The organism is Variovorax cryoconiti (assembly GCF_051216395.1).
GTDB lineage: Bacteria > Pseudomonadota > Gammaproteobacteria > Burkholderiales > Burkholderiaceae_C > Variovorax.
In genome coordinates this window covers 1-25928 of sequence record NZ_JBPJZI010000011.1, presented here as the reverse complement: position 1 = coordinate 25928, position 25928 = coordinate 1, and the positions used below count along the sequence as shown (strand labels likewise).

Annotated in this window: 26 protein-coding genes; 20 read left to right on the top strand and 6 right to left on the bottom strand. The window is 68.7% G+C overall.

Annotated elements, in window-relative coordinates; genetic code table 11:
- Window positions 1-3: 3 nt before the first annotated feature.
- Together ACSFA2_RS21885 and ACSFA2_RS21880 are read right to left on the bottom strand one after the other, a co-directional pair.
- Window positions 4-318, bottom strand: a complete 315-nt coding sequence (locus ACSFA2_RS21885) for an EF-hand domain-containing protein (protein WP_435457431.1) — start codon at window positions 316-318, stop codon at window positions 4-6.
- 24 nt (window positions 319-342) lie between these two features.
- The gene (locus ACSFA2_RS21880) at window positions 343-873 is read right to left on the bottom strand and encodes a hypothetical protein (protein WP_435457430.1); all 531 of its coding nucleotides are present in this window, start codon (window positions 871-873) and stop codon (window positions 343-345) included.
- Window positions 874-1062: 189 nt separating this feature from the next.
- On the opposite strand from ACSFA2_RS21880, the gene ompR reads away from it, so the two are divergent.
- The 8 genes from ompR to ACSFA2_RS21840 all read left to right on the top strand — a co-directional run bounded on the left by ompR (window position 1063) and on the right by ACSFA2_RS21840 (window position 8089).
- Complete coding sequence (ompR, locus tag ACSFA2_RS21875) at window positions 1063-1824, top strand: osmolarity response regulator transcription factor OmpR (protein WP_435457429.1); 762 nt, start codon at window positions 1063-1065, stop codon at window positions 1822-1824.
- On the top strand, window positions 1821-3152 hold the full coding sequence (locus ACSFA2_RS21870) for an ATP-binding protein (RefSeq protein ID WP_435457428.1): 1332 nt from the start codon (window positions 1821-1823) through the stop codon (window positions 3150-3152). Before ompR ends, ACSFA2_RS21870 begins: the two co-directional genes overlap by 4 nt.
- Before the next feature lie 310 nt (window positions 3153-3462).
- Complete coding sequence (locus ACSFA2_RS21865; RefSeq protein ID WP_435457427.1) at window positions 3463-5052, top strand: peroxidase family protein; 1590 nt, start codon at window positions 3463-3465, stop codon at window positions 5050-5052.
- 130 nt (window positions 5053-5182) lie between these two features.
- On the top strand, window positions 5183-5740 hold the full coding sequence (locus ACSFA2_RS21860; RefSeq protein ID WP_435457426.1) for a fasciclin domain-containing protein: 558 nt from the start codon (window positions 5183-5185) through the stop codon (window positions 5738-5740).
- A gap of 99 nt (window positions 5741-5839) precedes the next feature.
- Window positions 5840-6445 carry a hypothetical protein gene (locus ACSFA2_RS21855; RefSeq protein WP_435457425.1) on the top strand — a complete coding sequence of 202 codons (606 nt, stop codon included), beginning with the start codon at window positions 5840-5842 and terminating at the stop codon, window positions 6443-6445.
- Window positions 6446-6476: 31 nt separating this feature from the next.
- Window positions 6477-6929, top strand: a complete 453-nt coding sequence (locus tag ACSFA2_RS21850; RefSeq protein ID WP_435457424.1) for a hypothetical protein — start codon at window positions 6477-6479, stop codon at window positions 6927-6929.
- A gap of 48 nt (window positions 6930-6977) precedes the next feature.
- Window positions 6978-7817: an NAD-dependent protein deacetylase gene (locus tag ACSFA2_RS21845; protein ID WP_435457423.1), complete on the top strand. Its 840-nt coding sequence runs from the start codon at window positions 6978-6980 to the stop codon at window positions 7815-7817.
- On the top strand, window positions 7814-8089 hold the full coding sequence (locus ACSFA2_RS21840) for a hypothetical protein (RefSeq protein WP_435457422.1): 276 nt from the start codon (window positions 7814-7816) through the stop codon (window positions 8087-8089). The genes ACSFA2_RS21845 and ACSFA2_RS21840 overlap by 4 nt, the downstream gene beginning before the upstream one ends.
- Before the next feature lie 34 nt (window positions 8090-8123).
- Here the strand turns inward: ACSFA2_RS21840 and ACSFA2_RS21835 are convergent, their stop codons facing one another.
- Window positions 8124-9638, bottom strand: a complete 1515-nt coding sequence (locus ACSFA2_RS21835) for an FAD-dependent oxidoreductase (protein WP_435457421.1) — start codon at window positions 9636-9638, stop codon at window positions 8124-8126.
- A gap of 45 nt (window positions 9639-9683) precedes the next feature.
- Between ACSFA2_RS21835 and ACSFA2_RS21830 the strand changes: the two genes are divergently transcribed.
- Window positions 9684-10184 (top strand): MarR family winged helix-turn-helix transcriptional regulator, encoded by a 501-nt coding sequence (locus ACSFA2_RS21830; protein WP_435457420.1) that lies wholly within the window; start codon window positions 9684-9686, stop codon window positions 10182-10184.
- A gap of 26 nt (window positions 10185-10210) precedes the next feature.
- Here ACSFA2_RS21830 and ACSFA2_RS21825 read toward each other — a convergent pair whose 3' ends face one another.
- Both ACSFA2_RS21825 and ACSFA2_RS21820 read right to left on the bottom strand, forming a co-directional pair.
- Window positions 10211-11518: an amidohydrolase family protein gene (locus ACSFA2_RS21825; protein ID WP_435457419.1), complete on the bottom strand. Its 1308-nt coding sequence runs from the start codon at window positions 11516-11518 to the stop codon at window positions 10211-10213.
- A 68-nt stretch (window positions 11519-11586) separates the two neighbouring features.
- Window positions 11587-12501, bottom strand: coding sequence for a LysR family transcriptional regulator (locus tag ACSFA2_RS21820; RefSeq protein ID WP_435457418.1), 915 nt, complete (start codon window positions 12499-12501; stop codon window positions 11587-11589).
- A gap of 105 nt (window positions 12502-12606) precedes the next feature.
- On the opposite strand from ACSFA2_RS21820, the gene ACSFA2_RS21815 reads away from it, so the two are divergent.
- The 4 genes from ACSFA2_RS21815 (at window position 12607) to ACSFA2_RS21800 (ending at window position 17081) form a co-directional block, all read left to right on the top strand.
- On the top strand, window positions 12607-14007 hold the full coding sequence (locus tag ACSFA2_RS21815) for an acyclic terpene utilization AtuA family protein (RefSeq protein ID WP_435457417.1): 1401 nt from the start codon (window positions 12607-12609) through the stop codon (window positions 14005-14007).
- The gene (locus ACSFA2_RS21810; protein WP_435457416.1) at window positions 14004-14366 is read left to right on the top strand and encodes an AtuA-related protein; all 363 of its coding nucleotides are present in this window, start codon (window positions 14004-14006) and stop codon (window positions 14364-14366) included. Before ACSFA2_RS21815 ends, ACSFA2_RS21810 begins: the two co-directional genes overlap by 4 nt.
- Before the next feature lie 32 nt (window positions 14367-14398).
- A complete protein-coding gene (locus tag ACSFA2_RS21805) occupies window positions 14399-15367 on the top strand; it encodes a Bug family tripartite tricarboxylate transporter substrate binding protein (protein WP_435457415.1) in 969 nt (322 codons plus the stop codon).
- 112 nt (window positions 15368-15479) lie between these two features.
- Entirely contained in the window at window positions 15480-17081 is a 1602-nt protein-coding gene (locus tag ACSFA2_RS21800) for a gamma-glutamyltransferase family protein (RefSeq protein ID WP_435457414.1), read from the top strand.
- Window positions 17082-17091: 10 nt separating this feature from the next.
- Here ACSFA2_RS21800 and ACSFA2_RS21795 read toward each other — a convergent pair whose 3' ends face one another.
- Window positions 17092-18444 carry an MFS transporter gene (locus ACSFA2_RS21795; RefSeq protein WP_435457413.1) on the bottom strand — a complete coding sequence of 451 codons (1353 nt, stop codon included), beginning with the start codon at window positions 18442-18444 and terminating at the stop codon, window positions 17092-17094.
- A 188-nt stretch (window positions 18445-18632) separates the two neighbouring features.
- Here ACSFA2_RS21795 and cyoA point away from each other — a divergent pair, with 188 nt between their 5' ends.
- Genes cyoA through ACSFA2_RS21760 form a run of 7 tightly spaced genes read left to right on the top strand, consistent with a single transcriptional unit; the run spans window position 18633 to window position 25464 of the window.
- Window positions 18633-19721: a ubiquinol oxidase subunit II gene (cyoA, locus tag ACSFA2_RS21790; RefSeq protein ID WP_435457412.1), complete on the top strand. Its 1089-nt coding sequence runs from the start codon at window positions 18633-18635 to the stop codon at window positions 19719-19721.
- 18 nt (window positions 19722-19739) lie between these two features.
- Window positions 19740-21743, top strand: a complete 2004-nt coding sequence (gene cyoB / locus ACSFA2_RS21785; RefSeq protein ID WP_435457411.1) for a cytochrome o ubiquinol oxidase subunit I — start codon at window positions 19740-19742, stop codon at window positions 21741-21743.
- Window positions 21736-22377, top strand: a complete 642-nt coding sequence (gene cyoC / locus ACSFA2_RS21780; protein WP_435457410.1) for a cytochrome o ubiquinol oxidase subunit III — start codon at window positions 21736-21738, stop codon at window positions 22375-22377. Before cyoB ends, cyoC begins: the two co-directional genes overlap by 8 nt.
- On the top strand, window positions 22374-22769 hold the full coding sequence (gene cyoD, locus ACSFA2_RS21775) for a cytochrome o ubiquinol oxidase subunit IV (RefSeq protein WP_435457409.1): 396 nt from the start codon (window positions 22374-22376) through the stop codon (window positions 22767-22769). The genes cyoC and cyoD overlap by 4 nt, the downstream gene beginning before the upstream one ends.
- Window positions 22766-23590, top strand: a complete 825-nt coding sequence (locus tag ACSFA2_RS21770) for an SURF1 family protein (protein WP_435457408.1) — start codon at window positions 22766-22768, stop codon at window positions 23588-23590. Before cyoD ends, ACSFA2_RS21770 begins: the two co-directional genes overlap by 4 nt.
- On the top strand, window positions 23574-24920 hold the full coding sequence (locus ACSFA2_RS21765) for an ATP-binding protein (protein WP_435457407.1): 1347 nt from the start codon (window positions 23574-23576) through the stop codon (window positions 24918-24920). Before ACSFA2_RS21770 ends, ACSFA2_RS21765 begins: the two co-directional genes overlap by 17 nt.
- On the top strand, window positions 24910-25464 hold the full coding sequence (locus ACSFA2_RS21760; protein WP_435457406.1) for a response regulator transcription factor: 555 nt from the start codon (window positions 24910-24912) through the stop codon (window positions 25462-25464). The genes ACSFA2_RS21765 and ACSFA2_RS21760 overlap by 11 nt, the downstream gene beginning before the upstream one ends.
- Window positions 25465-25928: the final 464 nt, after the last annotated feature.

The window sequence follows — 25928 nt, the reverse complement described above, 5'->3', positions numbered from 1 at the left end:
TCCTTACTTCCCGGCCTGGCGTGCGCCGCGCTGCGTCATCGCGTAGGCCTCGATCTCGGTCATGGTCACGGAGCCCTTGCGGGTGGTGTCGATGGCATCAAAGTTCTTCGACACCCATGGCATCTTGCTGGCTTCATCGCGCGTGAGCTGGCCGTCGACGTTGGTGTCGGCGGCACTGAAGCGCTTGTGCAGTTCGGTCTGCATGCGTTCGGCACGCTGGCCGGCTGGCGCCTGCGCACAGGCGGCGACGCTGGCCAGCACCAGCAGGGCGGCCCCTGCGCTGGTTGCAAGGCAGTGGGTGGGGCGGGCGAGCTTCATGGTCTTCTCCTGCATGTCGGGGGATCAGCGGCAGGCGATCACGGCGCCGCTGGCGTTGTAGCAAGTGGCGCTGCGGGTCAGCCCGGTGTCCTGGTTGTACGAACTGCTGCTCTGTACGCTGTTGCCCGTCGCGGCACTGGTGGCGCTGGTGCTGCGGCTCTGCGTCACGTTGCCGGAGGCGTCGCGGCTGGCATTGCCGCTGCTCTGCACGCTGCCCTGGCTGCCGCTGGCCGACAGGCTGCTCTGGTGGGTGGCCGAGCCGTCGGCGTTGCGCGTATTGGTGCCCGTGCGCGAGGCCGTGCCGCCGTTCGGTCCGCGCGCGGTACCGCCGCGCACGGCGGTGGCGTTGCCCTGGCCGTCGGTCGCGACGGCGCGGCCGCGGACGATGCCCCCGCCATAGGGGCCTTGTCGCACCACGGCCGCCGTCGCGGTTGTGCCGCCGGCTGCGTTGGGACGCACGACGCGGCGGCTGGCCGCTTCGGCGTCGGTGGTGATGGCGAAGCCGGCGACCAGCAGCGCGGCACCGAGGGTAGAAATGGACAGGGCGTGTGTCATGGGACGACTCCTTCGAGGGCCGGCGCCACACCGTGCGGCACCGTGGCCTCACTGTCGCCGCGCATCGCCTGGAAAGGGTGTCACGGCGGTCGTTGTCGGTGGCAAGCCATGACAGCCGGGGCAGGCGTGTCATCGTTTGTCATGGTTTCGTGGCGGTACGGTGGACAGTGCCGCGACTACGATCGCCTCATGACCGCCACACCGGGCCGCATCCTCATCGCCGACGACGAAGCCGACCTGCGCGCGCTGCTGCAGCGTTACCTGGGCGACCAGGGCCTGGTGGTGCGCACCGTCGAAGACGCGCAACCGGTGGAGCGGCTGCTGGCCCGCGAGCGCTTCGATGTGCTGGTGCTCGACGTGATGATGCCCGGGGAAGACGGGCTGGCCCTGTGCCGGCGCCTGCGCGCGCAGGGCGAGACCATTCCGATCCTGATGCTCACCGCGCGCGGCGACCCGATCGACCGCATCGTCGGCCTGGAGATGGGCGCCGACGACTACCTGCCCAAGCCCTTCACGCCGCGCGAACTGCTTGCGCGCATCCAGGCGCTGATCCGGCGCCAGCGCGTGCTGGGCGCGCATGCCGGGCCGGCCGCCGACGCCGGCACCGTGCGCTTCGGTGCGTACGCGCTGCACCTCTCGCAGCGCCGGCTCGAACGCGATGGCGAGGACGTGCCCCTGAGCACGGTCGAGTTCAAGCTGCTGCAGGCGCTGGCGCAGCACCCGAACCGCCCGCTGGGCCGCGACCGCCTCATGGTGCTGGCCCACGGACACGACCATGCGGCGACCGACCGCAGCATCGACGTGCAGGTGATGCGCCTGCGCAGGCTGATCGAAGCCGATCCGGCCCAGCCACGGCACATCCAGACCGTGTGGGGCCAAGGTTATGTTTTCGTGCCCGACGGTCGAGCAGGGGGGCGCGGGTCGGCGCCATCCGTGGGCAACGACGCATGAGGCTGTTCCCGCGCAGCCTGCTGGGCCGCAACGCGCTGCTGATCGTGGCGCTGATCGCGCTGGGGCAACTGGGCGGCGCGCTGCTGGTGCGCCAGATGGTGATCCGTCCCCGTGTCGAACAGGCGGCCGACAGCGTGGCACGCACCGTCAACGCCTTGCGCGACGGGTTGCGCGCCCTGCCCGCGGCCGAGCGAAACGGCTTCATCGAACGTTTCAACCAGCGCGCGGCGTTGCCCGCCGAGCGTGAGGGGACGGGTGCCCGTGCCCGCACGTTGCTCACGCCGATGGAACGCAATTTCGTGCGGGCGGTGTCGGCGCGCATCGCGGCCCAGGGTACCGAGGCCGTGTGGCGGCGCGAGGGTGGTCGTGGCCTCGCGGTGCGCATGGCCATCGACGGCACCGACCACTGGATCGCGCTGCCCGGCGCGTTGCCGTCGCGCGAGTTCACCGGTGCGTGGCTCGCCGTCACGGCGGGCAGCGCCTTGCTGGCCGTGATCGGCGCGCTGTGGTTCCAGCGCCGGCTCAACCGCCCGCTGGCGCGGGTGGTGCAGGCGGCGGGTGCGCTGGCAAGCGGTCAGGTGCCGCCGGCCTTGCCCGAGGACGGGCCGACCGAGATCGCCACCGTGAGCCGCAGCTTCAATCACTTGGTCGGCAGCCTGCAGCAGACCGAGCGCGAGCGCGCGCTGATGCTCGCCGGCGTGTCGCACGACCTGCGCACGCCGCTGGCGAAGCTGCGCCTGGGCGTCGAGATCATGGCGAGCGCGAGCGAACCGGCGGTCAGCGCCAGCATGGTCCGCAGCATCGAGGAGATGGATGCCATCGTCGGCCAGTTCCTGGACTTCGCCCGCAGCGAGGCCGACGAGGCGCCGGTGCCCACCTCGCTCGATGCGATGGCACGCGACGTGGCCGCGAGCAACGCCGACCACGGCCGCGAGGTGGGCCTGGACCTGGGCGATGTACCGGCCACCCCCCTGCGCGCCGCCGCGATGCGCCGCGCCATGGTCAACCTGGTCGAGAACGCCTGGCGACACGGACGCGCGCCGGTGCGCATCACCACGGGCAGCGGTCCGCAAGGCCCGTGGTTCGAGGTGTCCGACCGGGGCAATGGCATCGACCCGGCCGATGCCGAACGCCTGAAGCAGCCCTTTCGCCGCAGCGCCGGCGATGCGCGCGGCGGGCCGGCCGGCGCCGGGCTGGGGCTGGCCATCGTCCAGCGTGTGGCGCAGACCCACGGTGGCCGGCTCGACCTGCTGCCGAACGAGGGCGGCGGACTGCGGGCACGGGTGAGCCTGGTGTCGTTCGATCACGGCCCCGGCCGCGTGTCGTAACGAATTCCTTCGCAGCCACAGGGCCCGCACACACGCTGTCACATCGCGCGTTGTGTGCACGCCAGCACTACCACTTCTGCGGGATGAGGCCCCCGACTTTCGGGGAGTCGGCCTATGGCCGATGCACGCCGCGGAGGCGTTGGACAAATCAGGTGATGGGCTTTCAATAGGCACGCCTCGATGGCGCGCGGCACCGTCCGCGCCATGAGGCATGCGCTGCATCGGCGCCCGTTCCACACGGGTGGCCGACACATCCGCGCCAGCACGCGGAGTTCCACGATGAATGCCCGCCACCCTCGAGGAGACCGCCATGAAGAAGAACGCGCCGCCGACGTCCATGCCCGCCACCAAGTCGACCGGCAAGTCGCACGCCTCGTCAACGCCACCGCCCCCACCCCGCAGCCACGGCTACAGCACGGCCAATGCCGACCCGGTACGCAGCAACATGGTCAAACCCGGCCGCTTCGGCTTTCTGTTTCCCGAGCTTTCCACCAGCCCGTGGACCACCGGCAACCCGACGACCGATGCACAGGTGGCCGAGGAACTCGGCGCCGCGATGCATGCGCCGGTGACCAGCCCGACGCCCGGCGTGATCCCGGCCGGCTTCACCTATTTCGGGCAGTTCGTCGACCACGACATCACCTTCGACCCGACCAGCCTCGGCGAGAACGCGGTGGACGTGGCCGATCTCGTCAACTTCCGTTCGCCGGCACTCGACCTCGACAGCCTCTACGGTTCCGGGCCGCGCGACCAGCCCTTCCTCTATCGGCGGCAGACGCAGACCAGCGCGAACCAGTTCATCCTGGGGCCGGTCAAGGACTCCGGCCCGGGGCCGGGCACCGAACTGCCGCAGGTGCATGCGCTCGACGGCGCCGCCTACGACCTGCCGCGCACCTGCTTCCTGCAGGGCGATGCGACGGCCATCCTCGGCGACAAGCGCAACGACGAGAACCTGATCGTCGCGCAGCTGCACCGCACGATGCTGCACTTCCACAATGCCATCTGCCTGGCCTTCCCGGAGAAGTCCTTCCTCGACGTGCGCCGGCTGGTGATCCACCACTACCAGCGCATCCTGCTCAACCAGTTCCTGCCGCTCATCGTGGGGCAGCAGGCGGTCGACGACGCGATGACCGAACTGAAGTTCTATCGCATCGGCCCCGGCGAGCTGGCCACCGAGCCCTTCATTCCGCTCGAGTTCTCGGGGGCGGCCTACCGCTTCGGCCACAGCATGGTGCGTTCCAAGTACGAGTTCAATCGCGTGTTCGTCGCGGGCACCGATTTCCGCCTGGCCTTCGCCTTCACCGGCGATGGCTTCGCCACGGCGCCGGGCGGGCCGTTGCTGCAGTACCCGACGAACTGGCTGCTCGACTTCGGCGCCTTCTTCCCCGACCTGGGCCGTACGCCGCAGATGGCCTCGGCCATCGACGCATCCATCTCCGACCAGCTCATGATCGGCGCGCCGCCGGGGCGCCCGCTGGCTGCTCTCAACCTGCTGCGTGGCTCGATGCACTACAAGCTGCCCACCGGCCAGGCCGTGGCCGGCCGCATGGGCATGCCGCTGCTGACCAAGGCCGAACTGGAGAGCGGCACCGGCGGCGCGGTGATCAAGAAGTTCAACATCGGCGAGCACACGCCGCTGTGGTTCTACCTGTTGAAGGAGGCCGAGGTGAAGGCCGGCAGCCAGCACCTCGGTCCGACCGGCGCAGCGATCGTGGCGGAGGTCTTCGTCGGCCTGCTCAAGGACGACCCCGAGAGCCTGCTCGGCAATCCGCCCAAGCCGGGCGAGGAACTGCCATCGGCCGACGGCAAGTTCAAGATCAGTGATCTCTTCAACTTCACGGAGAAGCACAAGGGCCAGGGCAACATCCCGGCCGCGGGGGTCATCAACCCGCTGGCGTAGGGGCCTGGGACGTAGGAGATGGCCGCGCGAAGCGCTGCGGGGCGGCGCGTTGGAATCCAGGCGCGATCTCGCTGCGTATGAGGAGGGTCGCCACGCATCTCCGTGGCGACACATCCAACAGGAGCCATCCATGCAATCCAAGTTCTCGCACCTCGCTTCCCTCACGCTCGCCGCCGCGCTGTCGGTGGGCGCTGTCACGGCCTACGCCCAGGTAATGGTCGGCGGCGCGCCGATGTACGCCAACAAGGACATCATCGACAACGCCGTCAACTCCAAGGACCACACCACGCTGGTGGCTGCGGTCAAGGCCGCGGGCCTGGTCGACACGCTCAAGGGTCCGGGCCCGTTCACCGTCTTCGCGCCGACCAACGAAGCCTTCGCCGCGCTGCCGGCCGGCACCGTCGACACGCTGCTCAAGCCAGAGAACAAGGCGATGCTCACGGGCATCCTCACCTACCACGTGGTGCCGGGCAAGATCGACGCCAAGATGCTCATGAAGATGATGGAAGACGGCAAGGGCACCACCTCGTTCAAGACCGTGGCCGGCGGCACGCTCGTCGCCAAGACCAGCGGCGGCAAGGTGATGATCACCGACGAGAAGGGCGGCACCGCCACCGTGACCATCGCGGACGTGGTGCAGTCGAACGGCGTGATTCACGTGGTCGACAAGGTGCTGCTGCCGAAGTAAGGGCCACGGACCGCGCTGCACTGCGGTGGGGCTCAGCCGTCGCGTGCGGCGCGGTCACTACACTCGACGTTCGTTTCCAACCAACGTCGTTCGCATCGCATGGAATTCTTCACCCTGGTGGCCTTCGTCGCCATCGGCCTCTACGTGCTCAAGGCCACGGACCAGGCCCGCCGCATCCGCCTGCTGGGTGGCCACCTGGGCCACTACCAGATCGAGAAGCTGATGGAGACGCTGACCGAAGGCTACCTGCGTTGCCTTGGCGAGAGCGAGGAGGAACGGCAGTCGCAGATCTGGTCGCTGCTCGCGCAGAGCGAGCAGACCCTCGCATCGCAGTTCGAACGGTTCGCCGGCGACTTCGCCAAGGTCGACGCAGCACAGGCGCGCGTCAGCAAGCTGCCGATCGCGGTCCCGATGGTCGACCGGCTGCTGCCGGCCGTCACCTTCGATGCACGCGAGGCCTTCGCGATCCATGCACGCGGCATCGCCGACGCCGCCGCCAATGTCGCGGGGCAGAGCCCCAAAGCCAAGGCCTTCACGATGTCGGCCGAGCTCTTTCTCATGCAGCACACCTGCCACTGGTTCTGCCGCTCGCGCGCGGTGGCCAATGCGCGCCTGCAGTTGCGCCACGGAACCTCGCATGCCAAGGCACTCGCCTCGGTGTCGCCGAAGACGCGCGATGCCTACCGTGCGCTGACCGGCGTTTGAGCCCGCACGTCGCCCCAAGAAAGGCATCACCATGTCCCTGACCGACAAGCTCCAGATTCCAAGGCCCAACCCCGACGGCACTTTTGCCGCACCGGTGCCGCCGCCGGCCGACAGTGCGGCCGATGCGCTGCGCGAAGCCCAGGCGCAGCATGCGGCACTGACCGAGCAACTCGATGCGGTCAACGAGCTGCTGGCCAAGCCGCTCAATGAGATCCTGGCCGATCGCGAGCACTTCAAGGAGGCGGCCGCCGCCTGGGACGCCTTCGGCGCCATGTGGATGCTGTCGCAGCGCGCCATGAAGCGCGTGGCGCTCGACCTGGCCGCGCAGGTCGGTGTCAGCGAGGAGGAGGTGGTCGCCCGCGCACTGGTGCAGGCCAACGCGGTGCTCAACGGCGACGGCGTGGACCTGGGCGGCATCGTCGCCGAGGCGCAGCTCGCGCACATCGACCGACACAAGCCCTTCCTGCGCAAGCAGTTTCGCTAGAGCCCCGACGCCTGCGCGGCAAGGCACGTCGCCGTATCCTCCATCGCCATGGACGCCTTCGCCCCGCCCGCTGTCGCCTCGCTCACCGATTTCGCCAAGCGCCATCCGCGTCTCTTCGTGCTCACCGGTGCCGGCTGCAGCACCGATTCGGGCATCCCCGATTACCGCGATGTCAACGGCGACTGGAAGCGGCCGTCGCCGGTCACCTTCCAGGCCTTCACCGGCGACGAACGCACGCGCCGCCGCTACTGGGCACGCAGCCTGGTCGGCTGGCCGACCATGGCGACCGCGCGGCCAGGTGCCGCGCACCTTGCGCTGGCCCGGCTCGAGTCCGCGGGCCGCGTCGGGATGCTGCTCACGCAGAACGTCGACGGCCTGCACGAAGCCGCCGGCAGCCGCCAGTCCATCGACCTGCACGGGCGCATCGACACCGTGCGCTGCCTCGGCTGCGACACCCGCACGCCGCGCGCCGAACTGCAGCAGAAACTGCGCGAGCGCAACCCGGCCTGGGCCGCGCTGGAGGCGACAGCCGCGCCCGACGGCGACGCCGACCTGGACGGGCGCGACTTCGCCAGCTTCGACGTGCCGGCCTGCCCGCTGTGCGGCGGCATGCTCAAGCCCGACGTGGTGTTCTTCGGCGAGAGCGTGCCGCGCGACCGCGTGGCCACCGCCTATGCGGCGCTGGCCGAGGCCGATGCCATGCTGGTCGCCGGCTCGTCGCTGATGGTGTATTCGGGCTTCCGCTTCGTCCAGGCGGCGGTGGCGGCGGGCAAGCCGGTGGCGGCCGTCAACCTGGGGCGCACGCGGGCCGACGACCTGCTGACGCTGAAGGTCGAGCAGCCGGTGGGTGCGGCATTGACGGCCGTGGCCGAGCAATTGGCAGCATGAGCGTCAAGGCGCTGCGATCGACCTTCGGCGACCGCTGCCACTGGTGCGGGCTGGCGATGGACTTTGCCGAACCGCACGGCCGGCCGGCCTCGGCCACCATCGAGCACCTCAACGACGCCACCCTGGGCAGTGTGCGCACGCAGAAGCACCGTCGCCTGGCGCATGCGGCCTGCAATCAGGCGCGCAACGCCTTCCGCATGGACGCCGAACGCGCCTTTGCCGCGTGGGTGGCCGAGCGTGTCGCCAACGCTGCGGTAGCGCAGGACCCCTGAATCCGGCATTCCCGCCGACACCACGGCGAGACGCTTACACCGCGATGAACGTTTCTTCCCCCAGCCCCACCTGGCGCAGGTACGACGCCAGCGCGTCGCGACGGGCCGTCCCCACGAAAGCGCCGACATAGCCGTCGGGCCGTACCAGCAACGCTTCGCCGGGCGCCAGCGCATAGGCATCGCGCAGGTGGCCCGCCTCGTCGATGAGGTCGCCGCGCGCGCCGACCGTGTGGATGTGCAGTCCCGGTCGAGGTACCACCGCATCGCGCACCGTGTGGTCGCCCAGCAAGGTCCAGTGCGTGCCCTGGAACAGATGGAACAGGCGGGTCCACGAACCGGCTGCGCCGCGCAGCGGTGCGTCCGGCGCCCGGTCTCCGGCAAGCAGCCTGGGGGCGCGTGGCGGCGCTTCGAGCGAGAGCGGCGACTCGGGGTAGCCGAGGTCGAGCTGTTGCACCTCGCGACCGCGGCGGATGTCGCCGTGTTTCGCGGCGTCGAGCAGTCGGGTGGCGAGCCCCAGCATCGCGGCGGCGATCGGCCGGCGTTCCATCTCGTAGCTGTCGAGCAGGGCGTCGGGGGCGCCGCCAGTGACCGCTGCGAGTTTCCAGCCCAGGTTGTAGGCGTCCTGCACGCTGGTGTTCAGACCCTGGCCGCCGGTCGGCGGATGGACATGCGCGGCGTCGCCGACCAGGAACACGCGACCCACGCGGTAGCGCTCGGCCAGCCGTGCGTTCATGCTGAACGCCGAGGCCCAGGACACGGCCTTGATGCGGATGTCGTCGCGGCCGGTGCGCTCGGCGACCATCGCGTTCAGGCCGGCTGCCGACAGGTCGACAGCGCCTTCGAGCGGGATCGGCGCCTGCAACTGGAACAGTTCGGTGCCAGCCAACGGGCACAGCGACAGCTGCCGCGCCATGGCGCTGTCGTTGAAGCGGTGCCAAGCATCGCGGGGCAGGCCGGTCAGCACGACGTCCGCCACCACGGCGCGGACACCCAGCGTCTTGCCCGGAAAGCCGATGTCGAGCGCGTGGCGCACGAAGCTGCGGCCCCCGTCGGCCGCCACCAGATGGCGCACGCGAACGACCTCGTCGCCCGCCGTGCCGCAGAGGCGAGCGGTGACGCACGTCTCGTCCTGCTCGAAACCCACCAGCTCGCACCCGAAGTCCGGCCGATGGCCCAGTTCGGCCAGGCGGTCGCGCATCACGCCCTCGGTCAGGAACTGCGGCACCATCAGTGGGAGCCGATAGGGCTCGGCAGGTGTCGGCGCGTCGTGCGCCATGACGTCCGCGTCGGTGCTGCTGCCGTCCTCGCGGTATGACCGCTGCGGTGGGTAGGGCCCCCCGGCCGCCACGATGCGGTCGAGGATGCCCAGGTCCTCGAAGATTTCCTGCGTCCGGGGCTGGATGCCCTTGCCACGCGAGCCGGCGAATGGCCTGTCCATCTTCTCGATCAACCGGAAGGAAATGCCTCGCCTCGCGAGTTCTATCGCCAGCGTGAGTCCGGCCGCCCCGGCGCCGCAAACCAGGACGTCGGCGGAATATTGCGTCTTCATACGAGCTCCAATCATGTGTAATATGCACTCAATGGAGCGGATGCTATGTCACCCAAGAAAAAAGTGCAAGATACACATATCTCGCCGCAATTGCGGACCCTGCACGACGCGCTGATCCGCGTCGTGGGCATCATGAATCGCCCGCAGCGCGACGAGGCGATGGTGCGCGAGGCGGGCATTTCGCTCGACCGCGCCCTGTTTCCGCTGCTGGTCGGCATCGAACGCCTGGGCCCCATCGGCGTGGTGGAACTGGCCGATCGCGCCGGGCGCGACTACACGACCGTCAGCCGACAGGTGGCGAAACTCGAGAGCCTGGGGCTGGTGCAGCGGCAGGCCGGGGTGGCTGACCGTCGGGTGCGCGAGGCGATCGTGACGGCCAAGGGCAAGACGATGACGGACGCGGTGGATGCGGCGCGCGAGCGCATCGGCCGTGCGATCTTCGCGACCTGGGAACCGGATGATGTGGCGAATCTGGTGCGCCTGCTGCAGCGTTTTGCCGAGGACCTCGAGAACGACCCGAGCGGCCGGCCGGCAGGCGCTGCCTGACCCGCCGAGGGCCGCACACCGACGCTTCAGCGCCCCGTGGGTGGCGCGACCTCGCTCGAGCGCACGGGCATGAACGACGTGCTGCCGACGCGCCCCGGCAGATGTAGCGCCGCGGTGGTGGCCGGCGTCTCGGCCAGCAGCCTGCCGCGCCGGTACACCTTCAGCCGCGTGGCGCGCAGGCGGATCGCCTCGACCGGGTCGCGTGCCTGCAGCAGCACGAAGCTGGCGTCGCAGCCCGCCTCGAGCCCGTAGGCCGGCAGATGGAAGACCTTCGCCGCATTCGTCGTCACTGCCTCGAAGCAGCGGCGGATGCCGGCCTGGCTGGTCATCTGCGCCACGTGCAGGCCCATGTGCGCGACTTCGAGCATGTCGCCCGAGCCCATGCCGTACCACGGGTCCATCACGCAGTCGTGGCCGAAGGCGACGTTCACGCCGGCGGCCATCAGCTCGGGCACGCGGGTCATGCCGCGGCGCTTGGGGTAGCTGTCGTGGCGGCCCTGCAGCGTGATGTTGATGAGCGGGTTGGCGATCACGGCGACGCCGCTCTCGGCGATCAGCGGCAGCAGCTTGCTCACGTAGTAGTTGTCCATGCTGTGCATCGACGTGCAGTGCGATCCGGTGACGCGGCCCTGCAGGCCCAGGCGCTGGGCCTCGAAGGCCAGTGTCTCGATGTGGCGCGACAGCGGATCGTCGGATTCGTCGCAGTGCATGTCGACCCGCAGCCCGCGCTCGGCCGCGATCTCGCACAGCAGCGTCACGCTGGCCGCGCCGTCGGCCATGGTGCGTTCGAAATGCGGAATGCCGCCCACCACGTCGACGCCCTTGTCGAGTGCGCGCTTCAGGTTGTCGACGCCGCCCGGCGAGCGCAGCACGCCGTCCTGCGGAAACGCGACGAGCTGCAGGTCGAGATAAGGCGCGACGAGGCGCTTGACTTCGAGCAGCGCGTCGACCGCCAGCAGGCTCGGGTCGCTGGTGTCGACGTGCGTGCGGATGGCCAGGAGCCCCTTGGCCACCGCCCAGTCGCAGTAGGCCAGCGCGCGTTCGATCAGCGCCTCTTGCTTGAGCAGCGGCTTGAGTTCGCCCCACAGCGCGATGCCTTCGAGCAGCGTGCCGCTTTCGTTGACGCGCGGCAGGCCGTAGCTGAGCGTCGCGTCCATGTGGAAGTGCGGGTCGACGAAGTGCGGCGTGACCAGCAGGCCCTGTGCGTCGAGCGTCTCGTGCGCGGGGGCATCGAGTCCTACCGTGAGTTCGGCGATGCGACCGTCTTGCACGGCGATCGACATGCCGGTGCGGCCGTCGGGGAGGGTGGCGTTGCGCACGAGGAGGTCGAGCATGGGCGGATGCCTTTTCGCGGGGTCGTTGGTGGGGCGTTGACGGGCGTTCGATTATCGGCGCCGGGTGCTCACGAGAGGACGAGCTTGCCCAGCCGCGCGACGATCAGGTCGTGCAAGGTCTGTGCCGCCACCGACAGGCTGCCTTCGCGCCGCTGCACCAGATAGACCGTGCGCAGCAGCCCCGGCACCGGTAGCGGCCGGGTCACCAGCGACTCGCGGCGGAAATGGAAGAGCGTGAGCGCCGGCACCACGCTGATGCCCAGGCCCGCTTCGACCAGCCCCATCACAGTGGCCAGATGCTCGACCTCGAACACGGCGTTCAACCGCAGCGGGTGCAGTGCGGCGTCGAGCGACTGGCGCACGCTGCTGTGGCGCGCCATCTGGATGAAGGGGTAGGGCGCGATCTTGCGAGCGCTCAGCCGCGTCTCGGCGGCGAGCGGATGGTCGGCGCGGCACACCAGGTGGAAGCGGTCGCTGCACAGCTTGCGGCTGCGCAGATCGCCAGCGGCCGTGGTGCCCGCGCCGGACGACGCCAGCGCGAAGTCGGCCTCGCCGCTGCGTACGCGCGCGATGCAGGCGTCGGACAGGGCATCGTCCAGGCTGATGGTGATGCCCGGCCAGGCGGCCATGAATTCGGCGAACACCGCCGGCAGCCAGCCGGCGGCGAGCGAGGGGAGCGCGGCGACCCGCACCCGCCCCTTGCGGCGCTCGACGTGGTCGGCCAGGTCGGCGACGGCACCGCGCATGTCGTCGAGCAGCCGCTGCGCCGCGCCCTCGAACAGCCGCCCCTCGGGCGTGAGCTGCACGCTGCGCGTGTCGCGGTCGAACAGCCGCGTGCCCAGCGCTTCCTCGAGCGTGCGGATGAGCGCACTGAAGGCCGGCTGCGACAGGTGGCACAGCTGTGCCGCGCGGGTAAAGTTGCGTTGCTCGGCCAGCGCGGCGAAGGCCCGCAACTGCCGTGCCGTGAGGTCGGGCATCTTCATGGCGTGATCCGTCTTTCGAATGAATCGATCTGAACTTTCGATTTTACGGATGGAGAAAGCAGGCCTACATTGACGCCACAACACCCGAAGCGAGACATCGGAGACATGACAACACAGGCCCCTTCGGCATTGCCCGTGCGCGCACCGCTGCTGATCGGCTGCGCCGCCGGCTTCTCGGGCGACCGCACCGACGTGGCCGGCCCCGTGGTCGACACGCTGGTCGCACGGCTGACGTCCGGCCCGCCGGGTCAGCGTGCCTTCCTCATCTTCGAAACCCTGGCCGAGCGCACGCTCGCGCTGGCGCAGCTGCGCCGCCGCACCGACCCCGAGGCGGGCTACGAACCCCTGCTCGATGCGATGCTGCGCCCGGTGCTGGCGACATGCCTGGCCCACGGCATCCGCATCGTCAGCAACTTCGGCGCGGCCAACCCGCGTGCTGCGGCCCGGCACATCGCCCGCATGGCGCGCGAGCTCGGCCAGCCCGCGCCGCGCATCGCGGTCGTGGAGGGCGACGACCTGTCGGCGCCGGAACACCAGGCGCTGCTGCACGACACGCTGGGCGCCGCGATGGACGGCCTGCGCATCGTCAGCGCCAACGCCTACATCGGTGCCGAGCCGATCGCCGCTGCCCTCGACGCCGGCGCGCAGATCGTGGTGTGCGGCCGGGTCGCCGACCCCTCGCTCACCGTCGGGCCGGCGATGTCGCACTTCGGCTGGGCGCCCGATGACTGGGACGTGCTCGGCCGCGCGACCATGGCCGGCCACCTGCTGGAATGCGGTGCCCAGGTCTGCGGCGGCTATTTCGCCGACCCCGGCTACAAGGACGTGCCGGGCCTCGAGAACGTCGGTTTTCCCATCGCCGAGATCGACGCGGAGGGTCGCTGCACCATCGGCAAATCCGAAGGCACCGGCGGCTTCGTGAACGAGGCGACGGTGAAGGAGCAACTCCTCTACGAAGTGCACGACCCCGCCGCCTACCTGACACCCGACGTGGTCGCTGACATCGGCGATGCCCAGGTGCAGGCCGTGGGCGACGACCGCGTGGCGCTCGGCGGCGTGCGCGGCCATGCACGGCCGACGCATTACAAGGTCAACGTCTGCCACGAAGGCGGGTGGTTGGCCGAGGGCGAGATCTCGTACGCCGGCCCGCGCGCCGAGGCACGGGCCCGGCTGGCGGCCGATGTGTTGCGACGCCGGCTCGTCGGGCTCACGCTGCGCATCGACCTGATCGGCGCGATCAGCATCCTGGCCGATGACGCCGGCCGTGCGCTCGCGGCCATGCCCGACGGCGGCGCGCGCGACGTGCGCCTGCGCGTGGCCGCGAGCCATGCCGACCGCGCCGAGGCCGAGCGCGTGGGCCGAGAAGTGATGGCGCTCTACACCTGCGGACCGGCCGGCGGTGGCGGCGTGCGCACCGCGCTGACACCGCGGCTCAACACGATCTCCTGCCTGCTGCCGCGCGAGCGCGTGCCGGTCGGCTTCGCCATGGTGGAGGCTGGTGTATGACCATGGTCACCGTTCCCCTCTACCGCGCCGCCCACGGCCGCACCGGCGACAAGGGCGACCGCTCGAACATCAGCGTGATCGCCTGGCACCCGGCGCTGTGGCCGCTGCTGGTCGAACAAGTCACGCCCGAGGCCGTGGCGGCGCAGTTCCGCCACCGCGCGCCGAGCCGCGTGCAACGCTTTCTGCTGCCGAAGCTGCATGCGATGAACTTCGTGCTCGACGCGGTGCTCGACGGCGGCGTGAACGACGCGCTGAACCTCGACACGCACGGCAAGTCGCTGTCCTTTCTGCTGCTCGACCTGCGCATCGACGTGCCGGCCGAACTGCAACCCTTGCTCGCCGGCCCCAACGAAGGCTGATCCTTTTTCGCAAACCACAGGAGACAAGAACCATGAACCGCATTCCAACCCTCGCCCTGGCTGCCGCCGCGCTCGCCCTGGCGCCGGCGCTGAGCCAGGCGCAGGCCTTCCCCGACAAGCCCATCACCTTCGTCGTGCCTTTCGCGGCCGGCACCGCCACCGACCAGATCGCGCGCGCGATCGGCAACGGCGTCACGGCCGAGACCAAGCAGTCGGTGGTCATCGACAACCGGGCCGGCGCCAGCGGCTTCATCGCCTCGCAGTTCGCGGCCAAGGCGCCGGCCGACGGCTACACGGTGCTGATCACCACCAACACCACGCACGCGGCGAACGAGCATCTCTACAAGAAGCTGCCCTATGACCCGGTGAAGGATTTCGCGCCGATCACCGGCCTGGGCAAGGGCGGGCAGATCATGGTGGTCAACCCGTCGTTTCCCGCGACCACGGTGGCCGAGTTCGTGGCGCTGGCGAAGAAGGAGCCGGGCAAGTACAGCTTCGGCAGCGGCAGCTCGTCGAGCCGCATGGCCGGCGAACTGCTCCAGCAGATGGCCGACATCAAGCTGCTGCACGTGCCGTACAAGAGCAACACGCTGGCGGTGACTGACCTCCTGGGCAACCAGATCCACATGATGATCACCGACACCACGACCGGCCTGCCGCAGGTGAAGTCGGGCAAGCTGCGCGCGCTGGGCATGTCGAGCGCCGCCCGCTCACCGCTGGCGCCTGACGTGCCGACCATCGCCGAAGCCGGCGTGAAGGGCTACGAGATGGGCTACTGGTTCGCCGCCTACGCGCCGGCCAAGACGCCGCCCGCCGTGGTCAAGCGCCTGAACGAGCTGTTGGTGAAGGCCGCGAAGAGCGAGGCCGCCAAGGCAGCGTTCTACCAGCCGACCGGCACCGAGGTCTTCACCACCACGCCCGAGGAGATGGCGAAGTTCCAGACCGCCGAGTCGCAGAAGTGGGACCGCATCGTGAAGGCGGCCGGCATCGAGGCCGAATGAAGGTGACGGCGCGCGCGTCTTAACATCACGGCGCGCGCACGGAACTTGCGGATCCCTCGGGGTCGGCGCGGGCGCGTTGCCCGTTCCCGTTCAACCCTCAGAAGGATCCGTCATGGCCAACGCCATCCAGGGCCGCCGCGGCATCGCGGTCGCGCCGCACTCGCTCGCCTCCCAATCCGCCCTGGCCGTGCTGCGCGAGGGCGGCAATGCGATCGAAGCCATGGTGGCCGCGGCTGCGACGATCGCGGTGGTCTATCCGCACATGAACGGCATCGGTGGCGACAGCTTCTGGCTGGTGTCGACGCCGAGGGGCGGCGCGCACGACGTGGTCGCCATCGATGGTTCGGGCGCCGCGGCCGGGGCCGTGGACCGGGCGCAGTACGCGGGCCAGCAGGCCATTCCGTTTCGCGGCGGGTCGGCGGCGATCACCATGGCCGGCACGATCAGCGGCTGGGACCAGGCGCTGGCGCTGAGTCGCGACAAGCTCGGCGGGCGCCTGCCGCTACCCCGCCTGATGGCCGATGCGATCGACTACGCCACGCACGGCGCGCCGGTCACGGCCAGCCTGGCGCGCACGGTGCGCGGCAAGCGTGCCGAGCTCGAAGGCGTGCACGGTTTCGCAGAAACGTACATGCCGGGCGGCAAGCTGCCGTCGACAGGTGCGCTGTTCCGCCAGCCCCGGCTCGCGGCTACGCTCGAGCACCTGGCGCGCGCCGGCCTCGACGACTTCTACCGTGGCGACCTGGCCCGCACGATGGCCGAAGACCTGGCGCGTGCGGGCAGCCCGATCACCCTGGCGGACTTCGAGGCGCACCGCGGCCTGCTGCGCGAACCGCTCGAATTGGCGCACCGGCACGGCCGGGTCTTCAACATGCCGCCGCCGACGCAGGGTGTGGTCGCGCTGATCATCCTGGGCCTGATGGAGCGCCTGGGCGTCGAGCGCTACGACCACCTGAGCGCCGACTACGTGCATGCCGCGGTCGAATCGGTCAAGCAGGCCTTCGCGGTGCGCGACCGCGAGATCACCGACCCGGCCCACATGCGCATCGCGGCCGCCGAGCTGCTGACGCCGGCCGCGCTCGACGCGATGGCCGCGCGCATCGACATGGCCCGCGCGGCCCCATGGGGCAGCGGCAAGGGGCCGGCCGACACGGTGTGGATGGGCGTGATCGACGGCGAGGGGCGTGCGGTCTCGATGATCCAGAGCGTGTACCACGAGTTCGGCTCGGGCGTGGTGCTGGCGCGCAGTGGCGTCAACTGGCAGAACCGGGGGGCGTCCTTCTCGCTGAAGCCCGAGCACATCAACACGCTGGCGCCGGGCAAGAAGCCCTTCCACACCCTGATTCCCGGCCTGGCGCTGCTGGCCGACGGCCGCACGATGGTCTACGGCAACATGGGCGGCGACGGCCAGCCGCAGAGCCAGTCGGCGGTGTTCACGCGCACCGTCGTGCAGGGCCTGAACCCGCAGGATGCAGTGAGCGCGCCGCGCTGGCTGCTCGGCCGCACCTGGGGCCAGAGCACCGATTCGCTCAAGCTGGAGTCACGCTTTCCCGCCGAGACGGTGGCGGCGCTGCGTGCGCGCGGCCACGAGGTCGATGTGCTGGGTGACTTCGACGAGACCTTCGGGCATGCCGGCTGCCTGCTGCGCAAGCCCGACGGCAGCCTCGAAGGCGGCTTCGACCCGCGCTCGGACGGGATCGTCGCCGCGTTCTAGGCCGAAATGGTCAGTCCCGCTGCTCGAGCGCGCGGTTGACCCACAGCGCGGTGAGCGTGCAGGCCGCGCCCGACAGCAGGTAGACGCTGACGTAGCCCAGGCCGAAGTGCGCCGACAGGCCGAGCGCCACCAGCGGGGCGAAGGCCGCGCCGATGAGCCAGGCCACGTCGGCCGTCAGGGCCGCGCCGGTGTAGCGGAAGCGGGCGGCGAAGTTCGAGGTGACGGTGCCCGAGGCCTGGCCGTAGGACAGGCCCAGCAGGACGAAGCCGACCAGGATGAAGGTGTCCTGCCCGATGTTGCCGCCGTCCAGCAGCGTCGGCGCGAAGCCGCTGAAGACCGCGATCGCCACCGCCAGCGAGCCGAGCGTGCGACGCCGGCCGATGCGGTCGGCGATCTTGCCGGAGGCGACCATCGCCAGTGCGGCCAGGCAGGCACCGATGGCCTGGATCACCAGGAACTGGCTCACCGACTGCTCGGAGTAGAGCGTGATCCACGACAGCGGGAAGATGGTCACGATGTGGAAGAGGGCGTAGCTGGCCAAAGCCGCGAAGGCGCCGATGAGAATGTTGCCGCCCTGGGCGCGCGCGATCTCGACGATGCCGGTGGGTTCGAGCTCGCGCTCGTCCAGCTGCTTGGAGTATTCGGTGGCCGCGACCAGGCGCAGACGGGCGAACAGGGCCACCACGTTGATGGCGAAGGCGACGTAGAAGGGATAGCGCCAGCCCCACGACAGGAAATCCTCCGCCGGGATGCTGGCCGTGAGAAAGGCGAACAGGGTGGCCGCCGTCAGGAAGCCGAAGGGGGCGCCGAGCTGGCCGAGCATGGCGTACCAGCCGCGCCGGTTCTGCGGAGCGCTCATTGCGAGCAGCGACGGCAGGCCGTCCCAGCTGCCGCCCAGTGCGATGCCCTGGGCGATGCGGAAGACCGCCAGCAGGACGATGGCCGTGGCGCCCGCGCTCTCGTACGTCGGCAGGAAGGCGATGCCCGCGGTCGCGGTGCCGAGCATGAAGATCGCGGCGGTGAGCTTGGCCTCGCGACCATAACGGCGCTGGATGGCCATCGACAGCGCGGTGCCGAAGGGGCGGGCGATGAAGGCGAGGGCGAAGATCGCGAAGGCGTAGAGCGTGCCCGTCAGACGGTCGGCGAAGGGGAAGAACACCGAAGGGAAGACCAGCGCGGAGGCGATCCCGTAGACGAAGAAGTCGAAATATTCGGAAGCGCGGCCGATCACCACACCGACGGCGACGTCGCTCGGATCGACGTGTTCGGTGTCGCCGCCAACGGCATGGGCGATATCCCGGCCGGTGGCGTTGCCGGTCTGGCCGGGCTGGCCCCCTGGGTGTGCGATGGAGGACGTTGTCATGGGATGCCTACAAGAACTTCGGAAAATGGACGTCGCAGCCGACTTGGGACGAACGCACATTGCATTCGGCGCAAATTTTGCACCAGGAGACCTCCGATGCCGTAGGACAAAACGTCCAATGCCCGTCGGGCCCCGATCGGCGTAGATTCGCAGGCTTCTCGCCCCATTACAAGCTCCCTTTCCCTGGCATGCATTCCTTCAAGATTCCGCGTGTGTTGTTCCTGCTGCCACTGAGCTTGCTGGCGGGCTGCAACATGGTGCTGCTCAACCCCTCGGGCGACATCGCGTCGCAGCAAGGGCGGCTGATCGTCATCTCGACGATGCTGATGCTGTTGATCATCGTGCCGGTGATCGCCATGACGCTGTTCTTCGCCTGGAAGTACCGCCAGTCGAACAAGGAAGCGACCTATTCGCCCGATTGGGACCACTCGACCCAGCTCGAACTGGCCATCTGGGGTGCGCCGTTGCTGATCATCATCGCGCTGGGCGCCCTGACCTGGATCAGCACCCACACGCTCGACCCGTACCGCCCGCTGGCGCGCATCGACGCCCAGCGGCCGATCCCGGCGGACACCAAGCCGCTGGTGGTCGAGGTGGTGGCGCTCGACTGGAAGTGGCTGTTCCTCTACCCCGAGCAGGGCATCGCGACGGTCAACGAGCTGGCGGCCCCGGTCGACCGGCCGATCCAGTTCAAGATCACCTCGTCGACGGTGATGAACTCCTTCTTCATCCCCGCATTGGCCGGCCAGATCTACGCCATGGCGGGCATGGAGACCAAGCTGCACGCGGTCATCAACAAGCCGGGCGAGTACGAGGGCTTCTCCGCCAACTACAGCGGTGCCGGTTTCTCGGGCATGCGCTTCAAGTTCCACGGCCTGAACGACGCCGACTTCGACAAGTGGGTGCAGCGCAACAAGGCGGCCGGCAGCGAACTCACCCGCGGCGCCTACCTGCAGCTGGAAAAGCCGTCCGAGCGCGACCCGGTGCGCCGCTTCGCCACGGTCGCGCCCGGCCTGTACGACGCCATCCTGAACCGCTGCGTCGAAGCCAACCGGATGTGCATGAAGGACATCATGGCGATCGACGCCAACGGCGGCCAGGGCATCCCCGGCGCCTTCAACGTCGCCTCGATGGACGCTGCCACGCGGGCGCGCCAGGGTCTGGCACCCGGCGTCGAGCTGGGCCGCGCACGCACCTACGTCGGCGCCATGTGCTCGGTGAACGATCCGGTGGATGCGTTCCCGCTCTCCGCGCCCGCTGCCACGCAGCCGCTGTAATTGTTCTCCCGGATCCCCATGTTCGAATCACTCGACCTCACGAAGCTCATCTTCGGCCGACTCAGCTGGGAAGCCATCCCGCTGCACGAGCCGATCCTCCTGGCGACTTTCGCGGCCGTCGCACTGGGCGGCATCGCGCTGTTGGGCGCGCTCACCTATTTCAAGGTGTGGGGCACGCTGTGGCGTGACTGGTTCACCAGCATCGACCACAAGAAGATCGGGATCATGTACATGGTCCTGGGCATCGTCATGCTGCTGCGCGGCTTTGCCGACGCGATCATGATGCGGCTGCACCAGGCCATGGCCTTCGGCGACAACCAGGGCTTCCTGCCGCCGCACCACTACGACCAGATCTTCACGGCCCACGGCGTGATCATGATCTTCTTCGTGGCGATGCCGCTGGTGACGGGCCTGATGAACTACGTGGTGCCGCTGCAGATCGGCGCACGCGACGTGGCCTTCCCCTTCCTCAACAACTTCAGCTTCTGGATGACCGCCAGCGGCGCCGTGCTGGTCATGGCCTCGCTGTTCGTCGGCGAGTTCGCACGCACCGGCTGGCTGGCCTACCCGCCGCTCTCGGGCATCCTGCACAGCCCCGACGTGGGGGTCGACTACTACATCTGGTCGCTGCAGATCGCCGGCGTCGGCACGCTGCTCTCGGGCATCAACCTGCTCGCGACCATCGTGAAGATGCGCGCGCCGGGCATGGGCATGATGAAGATGCCGGTATTCACCTGGACGTCGCTCTGCACCAACGTGCTGATCGTGGCCGCCTTCCCGGTGCTGACCGCCGTGCTCGCGCTGCTGTCGCTGGACCGCTACGTCGGCACGAACTTCTTCACGAACGACTTCGGCGGCAACGCCATGATGTACGTGAACCTGATCTGGATCTGGGGCCACCCGGAGGTCTACATCCTGATCCTGCCGTTGTTCGGCGTGTTCTCGGAGATCGTCTCGACCTTCTCGGGCAAGCGCCTGTTCGGCTACGCGTCGATGGTCTACGCCACGGTGGTGATCACCATCCTGTCGTACCTGGTGTGGCTGCACCACTTCTTCACGATGGGCTCGGGCGCCAGCGTCAATTCCTTCTTCGGCATCACGACCATGATCATCTCGATCCCGACCGGGGCGAAGATCTTCAACTGGCTCTTCACGATGTACCGCGGCCGCATCCGCTTCGAAGTGCCGATGCTGTGGACCATCGGCTTCATGGTCACCTTCGTGATCGGCGGCATGACGGGCGTGCTGCTGGCCGTGCCGCCGGCCGACTTCGTGCTGCACAACAGCCTGTTCCTGATCGCCCACTTCCACAACGTGATCATCGGTGGCGTGCTGTTCGGCCTCATGGCCGGCATCAACTACTGGTTCCCGAAGGCCTTCGGCTACAAGCTGGACGCGTTCTGGGGAAAGATGTCCTTCTGGTTCTGGTTGATCGGCTTCTGGATGGCCTTCATGCCGCTGTACATCCTCGGCCTGATGGGCGTCACGCGCCGCGTGAGCCATTTCGAGGACATGTCGCTGCAGATCTGGTTCCAGATCGCCGCCTTCGGCGCCTTCCTGATCGCGCTGGGCATCGCGTCCTTCCTGATCCAGCTGGTGGTGAGCTACCGCCGCCGCGAGTCGCTGCGCGACTTCACGGGCGACCCGTGGAACGGCCGCACGCTGGAATGGTCGACCTCGTCGCCGCCGCCGGCCTACAACTTCGCGTTCACGCCGGTCATTCATGACAACGACGCCTGGTCGGACATGAAGCAGCGCGGCTACGAGCGTCCGCTGCAGGGCTTCCGCCCGATCCACATGCCCAAGAACACCTGGGCGGGCATCGTGCTCGCCGGCCTGAGCACCGTCTTCGGCTTCGCGATGATCTGGCACATGTGGCCGGTGGCCGTGCTCAGCTTCGTGCTGCTGATCGGCACCGCCATCTTCCATACCTTCAACTACAAGCGTGATTACCACATCGATGCGGACGAAGTCATCCGCACCGAAGGCGCCCGCACCCGTCTCCTTGCCAGCCATGTCTGATACCGCCGCCACCCTGCATTCGGGCGACGTCCACGCGCCCGACAACCAGCGCTTCTACGTGCCTGGCGACCATCATCCGGAGAACGGCACGCTGCTGGGCTTCTGGCTCTACCTGATGAGCGACTGCCTCATCTTCGCGTGCCTGTTCGCGGTGCACGCGGTGGTGGGCCGCAGCTACGCGGCCGGCCCGTCGGGTGCCGACCTGTTCGACCTGCCGCTGGTCGCGCTCAACACGTCGATGCTGCTGCTGTCGTCGATCACCTATGGCTTCGCCATGATCGCCATGCAGAAGAAGCAGGTGAAGCAGGTGCTTGTGTGGCTGGCCATCACCGGCCTGTTCGGTGCGGCCTTCATCGGACTCGAGCTGTATGAGTTCCACCACCTGATCCATGAAGGCGCGGTGCCGCAGCGCAGCGCCTTCCTGTCGTCCTTCTTCACGCTGGTCGGCACCCACGGCCTGCACGTCACCTTCGGCATCATCTGGCTGGTCACGCTGATGGTGCAGGTGTCGCGCCATGGCCTCACCATGGAAAACCGCCGCCGCCTGATGTGCCTGTCGATGTTCTGGCACTTCCTGGACGTGGTCTGGATCGGCGTCTTCACCTTTGTCTACCTGATGGGAGTGCTGCCATGAGCGCAGGTCACGACACGCACGGCCACGACAGCCACGGCGACGATCACCACGAAGACGCGGGCGTGCCGCACAGCACCCTCAAGGGCTACACCATCGGCTTCGTGCTGTCGGTCATCCTCACCGTCATCCCGTTCTGGCTGGTGATGGGCAAGGTGTTCGACAGCTCAAGCACCACCGCCTTCGTCATCCTCGGCTTCGCAGCCGTCCAGATCGTGGTGCACATGATCTATTTCCTGCACATGAACACCAAGGTCGAAGGCGGCTGGTCGATGCTGGCGCTGATCTTCACGCTGGTGCTCGTGGTCATCACGCTGGCCGGCTCCTTGTGGGTGATGTACCACCTCAACCACAACATGATGCCGTCGCTGCACGACATGAAGAACATGCCTTGAGCCTGCACGTGCAAGCCGACCCGGCCGCCGAACGTGGCCCCCGCTCCGCGGCCTTCCTGGCCGCGTTGGCGTTTCTGGCGCTCGTCGTTTTCTGCGGCTTCGTCGCCCTGGGTACCTGGCAGGTCGAGCGGCGTGCCTGGAAGCTCGACCTGATCGAGCGCGTCGCCCAGCGCATCCACGCCGCGCCGGTCGAGGCACCGGCGCAGGTTGCGTGGCCCCAGGTCGACGCGAACCGAGATGAATACCGCCGCGTCCGTCTCATCGGCACCTTCCTGCACGACCGCGAGACGCTGGTGCAGGCCTCCACGGCCATCGGCACCGGCTTCTGGGTGCTCACGCCGCTGCGTGTCGCCGACGGCAGCCTGGTGATGGTCAACCGCGGCTTCGTCCCGCCGGAACAACGCGACCCCGCCTCGCGCGGCGGGGTGCCGATCAGCACCGTGACCGTCACCGGCTTTCTGCGCATGAGCGAGCGCGACGGCTTCTTCCCGCGGCGCAACGACCCCGCCGCCAATCGCTGGTTCTCGCGCGAACTGCCGGCCATCGCGGCAGCACGCGGTTTGAGCGGGCTGGGCGCCGTGGCGCCGTACTTCGTCGACGCCGACGCCGGCCCGCCCGGCACCTGGCCGGTCGGGGGTCTCACCGTCATCGCGTTCCCCAACAGCCATTTCGTCTATGCCGTCACCTGGTACGGCCTGGCGCTGATGGTGGCGCTGGGCGCAGCCTACGTGGCGCGTGACGAGCGCCGGCTCAGGCGCCGCCACATTGGGGACAATGCGCACTCCATCGACCCCGAAAGCAAGGATGCCGCGCACGACTGAGGCTCCGGGTCTGCCCGGCATGTGGCCGACCGACAACCTGGAAGACGCGCCCGGTGACCGCACCGGCCTGAAGAACATGCAGCAGCTGATCCAGCTGCGCTGGCTCGCCGTGTTCGGCCAGGTCGTCACCATCGAGGTGGCGCATTACGGCTTTCGCATCCCGCTGCCGCTGGAGCCGATGCTCATCGTGCTGGCCGTGCTCATCGGCTTCAACGTGGCGAGCCTGCTGCGCTGGCGCACCGGGCGCGAGGCGACCAACACCGAGCTCTTCGTGGCCATGCTGGTCGATGTCGCGACGCTCACGGCGCAGCTCTACCTGAGCGGTGGCGCCACCAATCCCTTCGCATCGCTCTACCTGTTGCAGGTGATCCTGGGCGCCGTGCTGTTGCAGGCCTGGTCGAGCGCCACGCTGGTGGTGATCACCGGTTTGTGCCTGGTCGGGCTCGCGCTCTTCTCGCGGCCGCTGGCGCTGCCGCTCGACCTGGACCGTGGCCTGGCCAGCCCCTACATCCAGGGCATGGTGCTGTGCTTCGCGCTCAACGCGTCGCTGCTGCTGATCTTCATCACCCGCATCAACGCCAACCTGCGCGCGCGCGATGCCCGCCTGGCGAGCCTGCGGCAGCGCGCGGCGGAAGAGGAGCACATCGTGCGCATGGGCCTGCTCGCATCGGGCGCTGCGCACGAGCTGGGCACGCCGCTGGCCACCTTGTCCGTGATCCTGGGCGATTGGAAGCGCATGCCCGAGTTCACCTCGAACCCCGAGCTGCTGCAGGAGGTCAACGAGATGCAGGCGCAGCTCAAGCGCTGCAAGACCATCGTGAGCGGCATCCTGCTGTCGGCCGGGGAGGCGCGCGGTGAATCGTCCGCGGCCACCACCGTCCGCGTCTTCCTCGACGACCTGGTGCAGGAGTGGCGCGACAGCCGCCCCGTGACCGCCTTCCTCTACGAGAACCGCTTCGGCCACGACCTGCCCATGGTCTCCGATTCCGCGTTGAAGCAGACCATCCACAACGTGCTCGACAATGCCCTGGAGGCATCGCCGCACCGCGTGAAGCTGGAAGTCGAGCGCTTGGACGATCGCCTGATGCTGACGGTGACCGATGCCGGCCCCGGCTTTGCGCCGCACATGCTGGCGCAGCTGGGCAAGCCCTACCAGTCGAGCAAGGGCCGGCCAGGTGGCGGGCTCGGGCTGTTCCTGGTCGTCAATGTGCTGCGCACGCTCGGCGGCAACGTGACGGCGCACAACCTCGCCGAGGGAGGGGCGCAGGTGCGCATCTCGCTGCCGCTGTCCGCCGTCGTTCTGGAAGAAGAGGAACCGAATGCAAGTTGATCCCGGGCCGCCCGCACGCCGGCTGCTGATCGTCGAGGACGACGCGGCCTTTGCGCGCACGCTGGGCCGCTCCTTCGAGCGGCGCGGCTATGCGGTGATGCTCGCGACCAGCCTGGAGGACGTGGAAGACCTGACGAAGGCGCCGGGTTCGCCCCGCTACGCCGTGGTCGACCTGAAGCTCGGCGGCGAGGCCTCGGGCCTGGCCTGCGTGCAACGCCTGCATGCGCACGACCCGGACATGCTGATCGTGGTGCTCACGGGTTTCGCCAGCATCGCGACCGCCGTCGAGGCCATCAAGCTGGGCGCCTGCCACTACCTGGCCAAGCCGTCGAACACCGACGACATCGAAGCCGCCTTCGGCCGCGCCGAAGGCTCGATCGACGTCGAGCTGACCAACCGCTCGACCTCGATCAAGACGCTCGAATGGGAGCGCATCCATGAGACCCTGGCCGAGACCGGCTTCAACATCTCCGAGACCGCGCGCCGCCTGGGCATGCACCGGCGGACGCTGGCGCGCAAGTTGGGGAAGCAGCAGGTGAAGTAAGTGCTGGGATTCTTTTTGGACTCGCCTTTGCAAGCGATGCTCGCCGGCCTTCCGGTTTTGCAGGTGCGCTGGTGAGAACCAAAGAATTCAAAGCCGTTAGAGCGAAATTGCAACTAATTCACAATCGTTGCACGAATTTCGGCATAGAGCGCTTGGGCAAGGATTCGTGACAATTATTTATCAGGTGTAACGGGAAAATTCTGCGGGTGCGGCATGGGCCGCTTCTTTTTGCCCGCAATGCCGCTTCGAATTTCGCCCGTTTCTCGTGATCGCCACGGCGTTCTTCGCCGAACCTCAGCAACCCTCGGCCTCTTGATGGCTGCCGGTGGTGCCGCAGCCCAGACCGCCCCCTCGGCCCCCCAGCCCTTCATCGAAGAACTGCGCCAGCAGGACCGCGAACGCGCCCTGCGCGAGCAGCAGGAGCGCGCCGTCGATGTGCGGCTGCCCACGACGCCTGAGCGCGC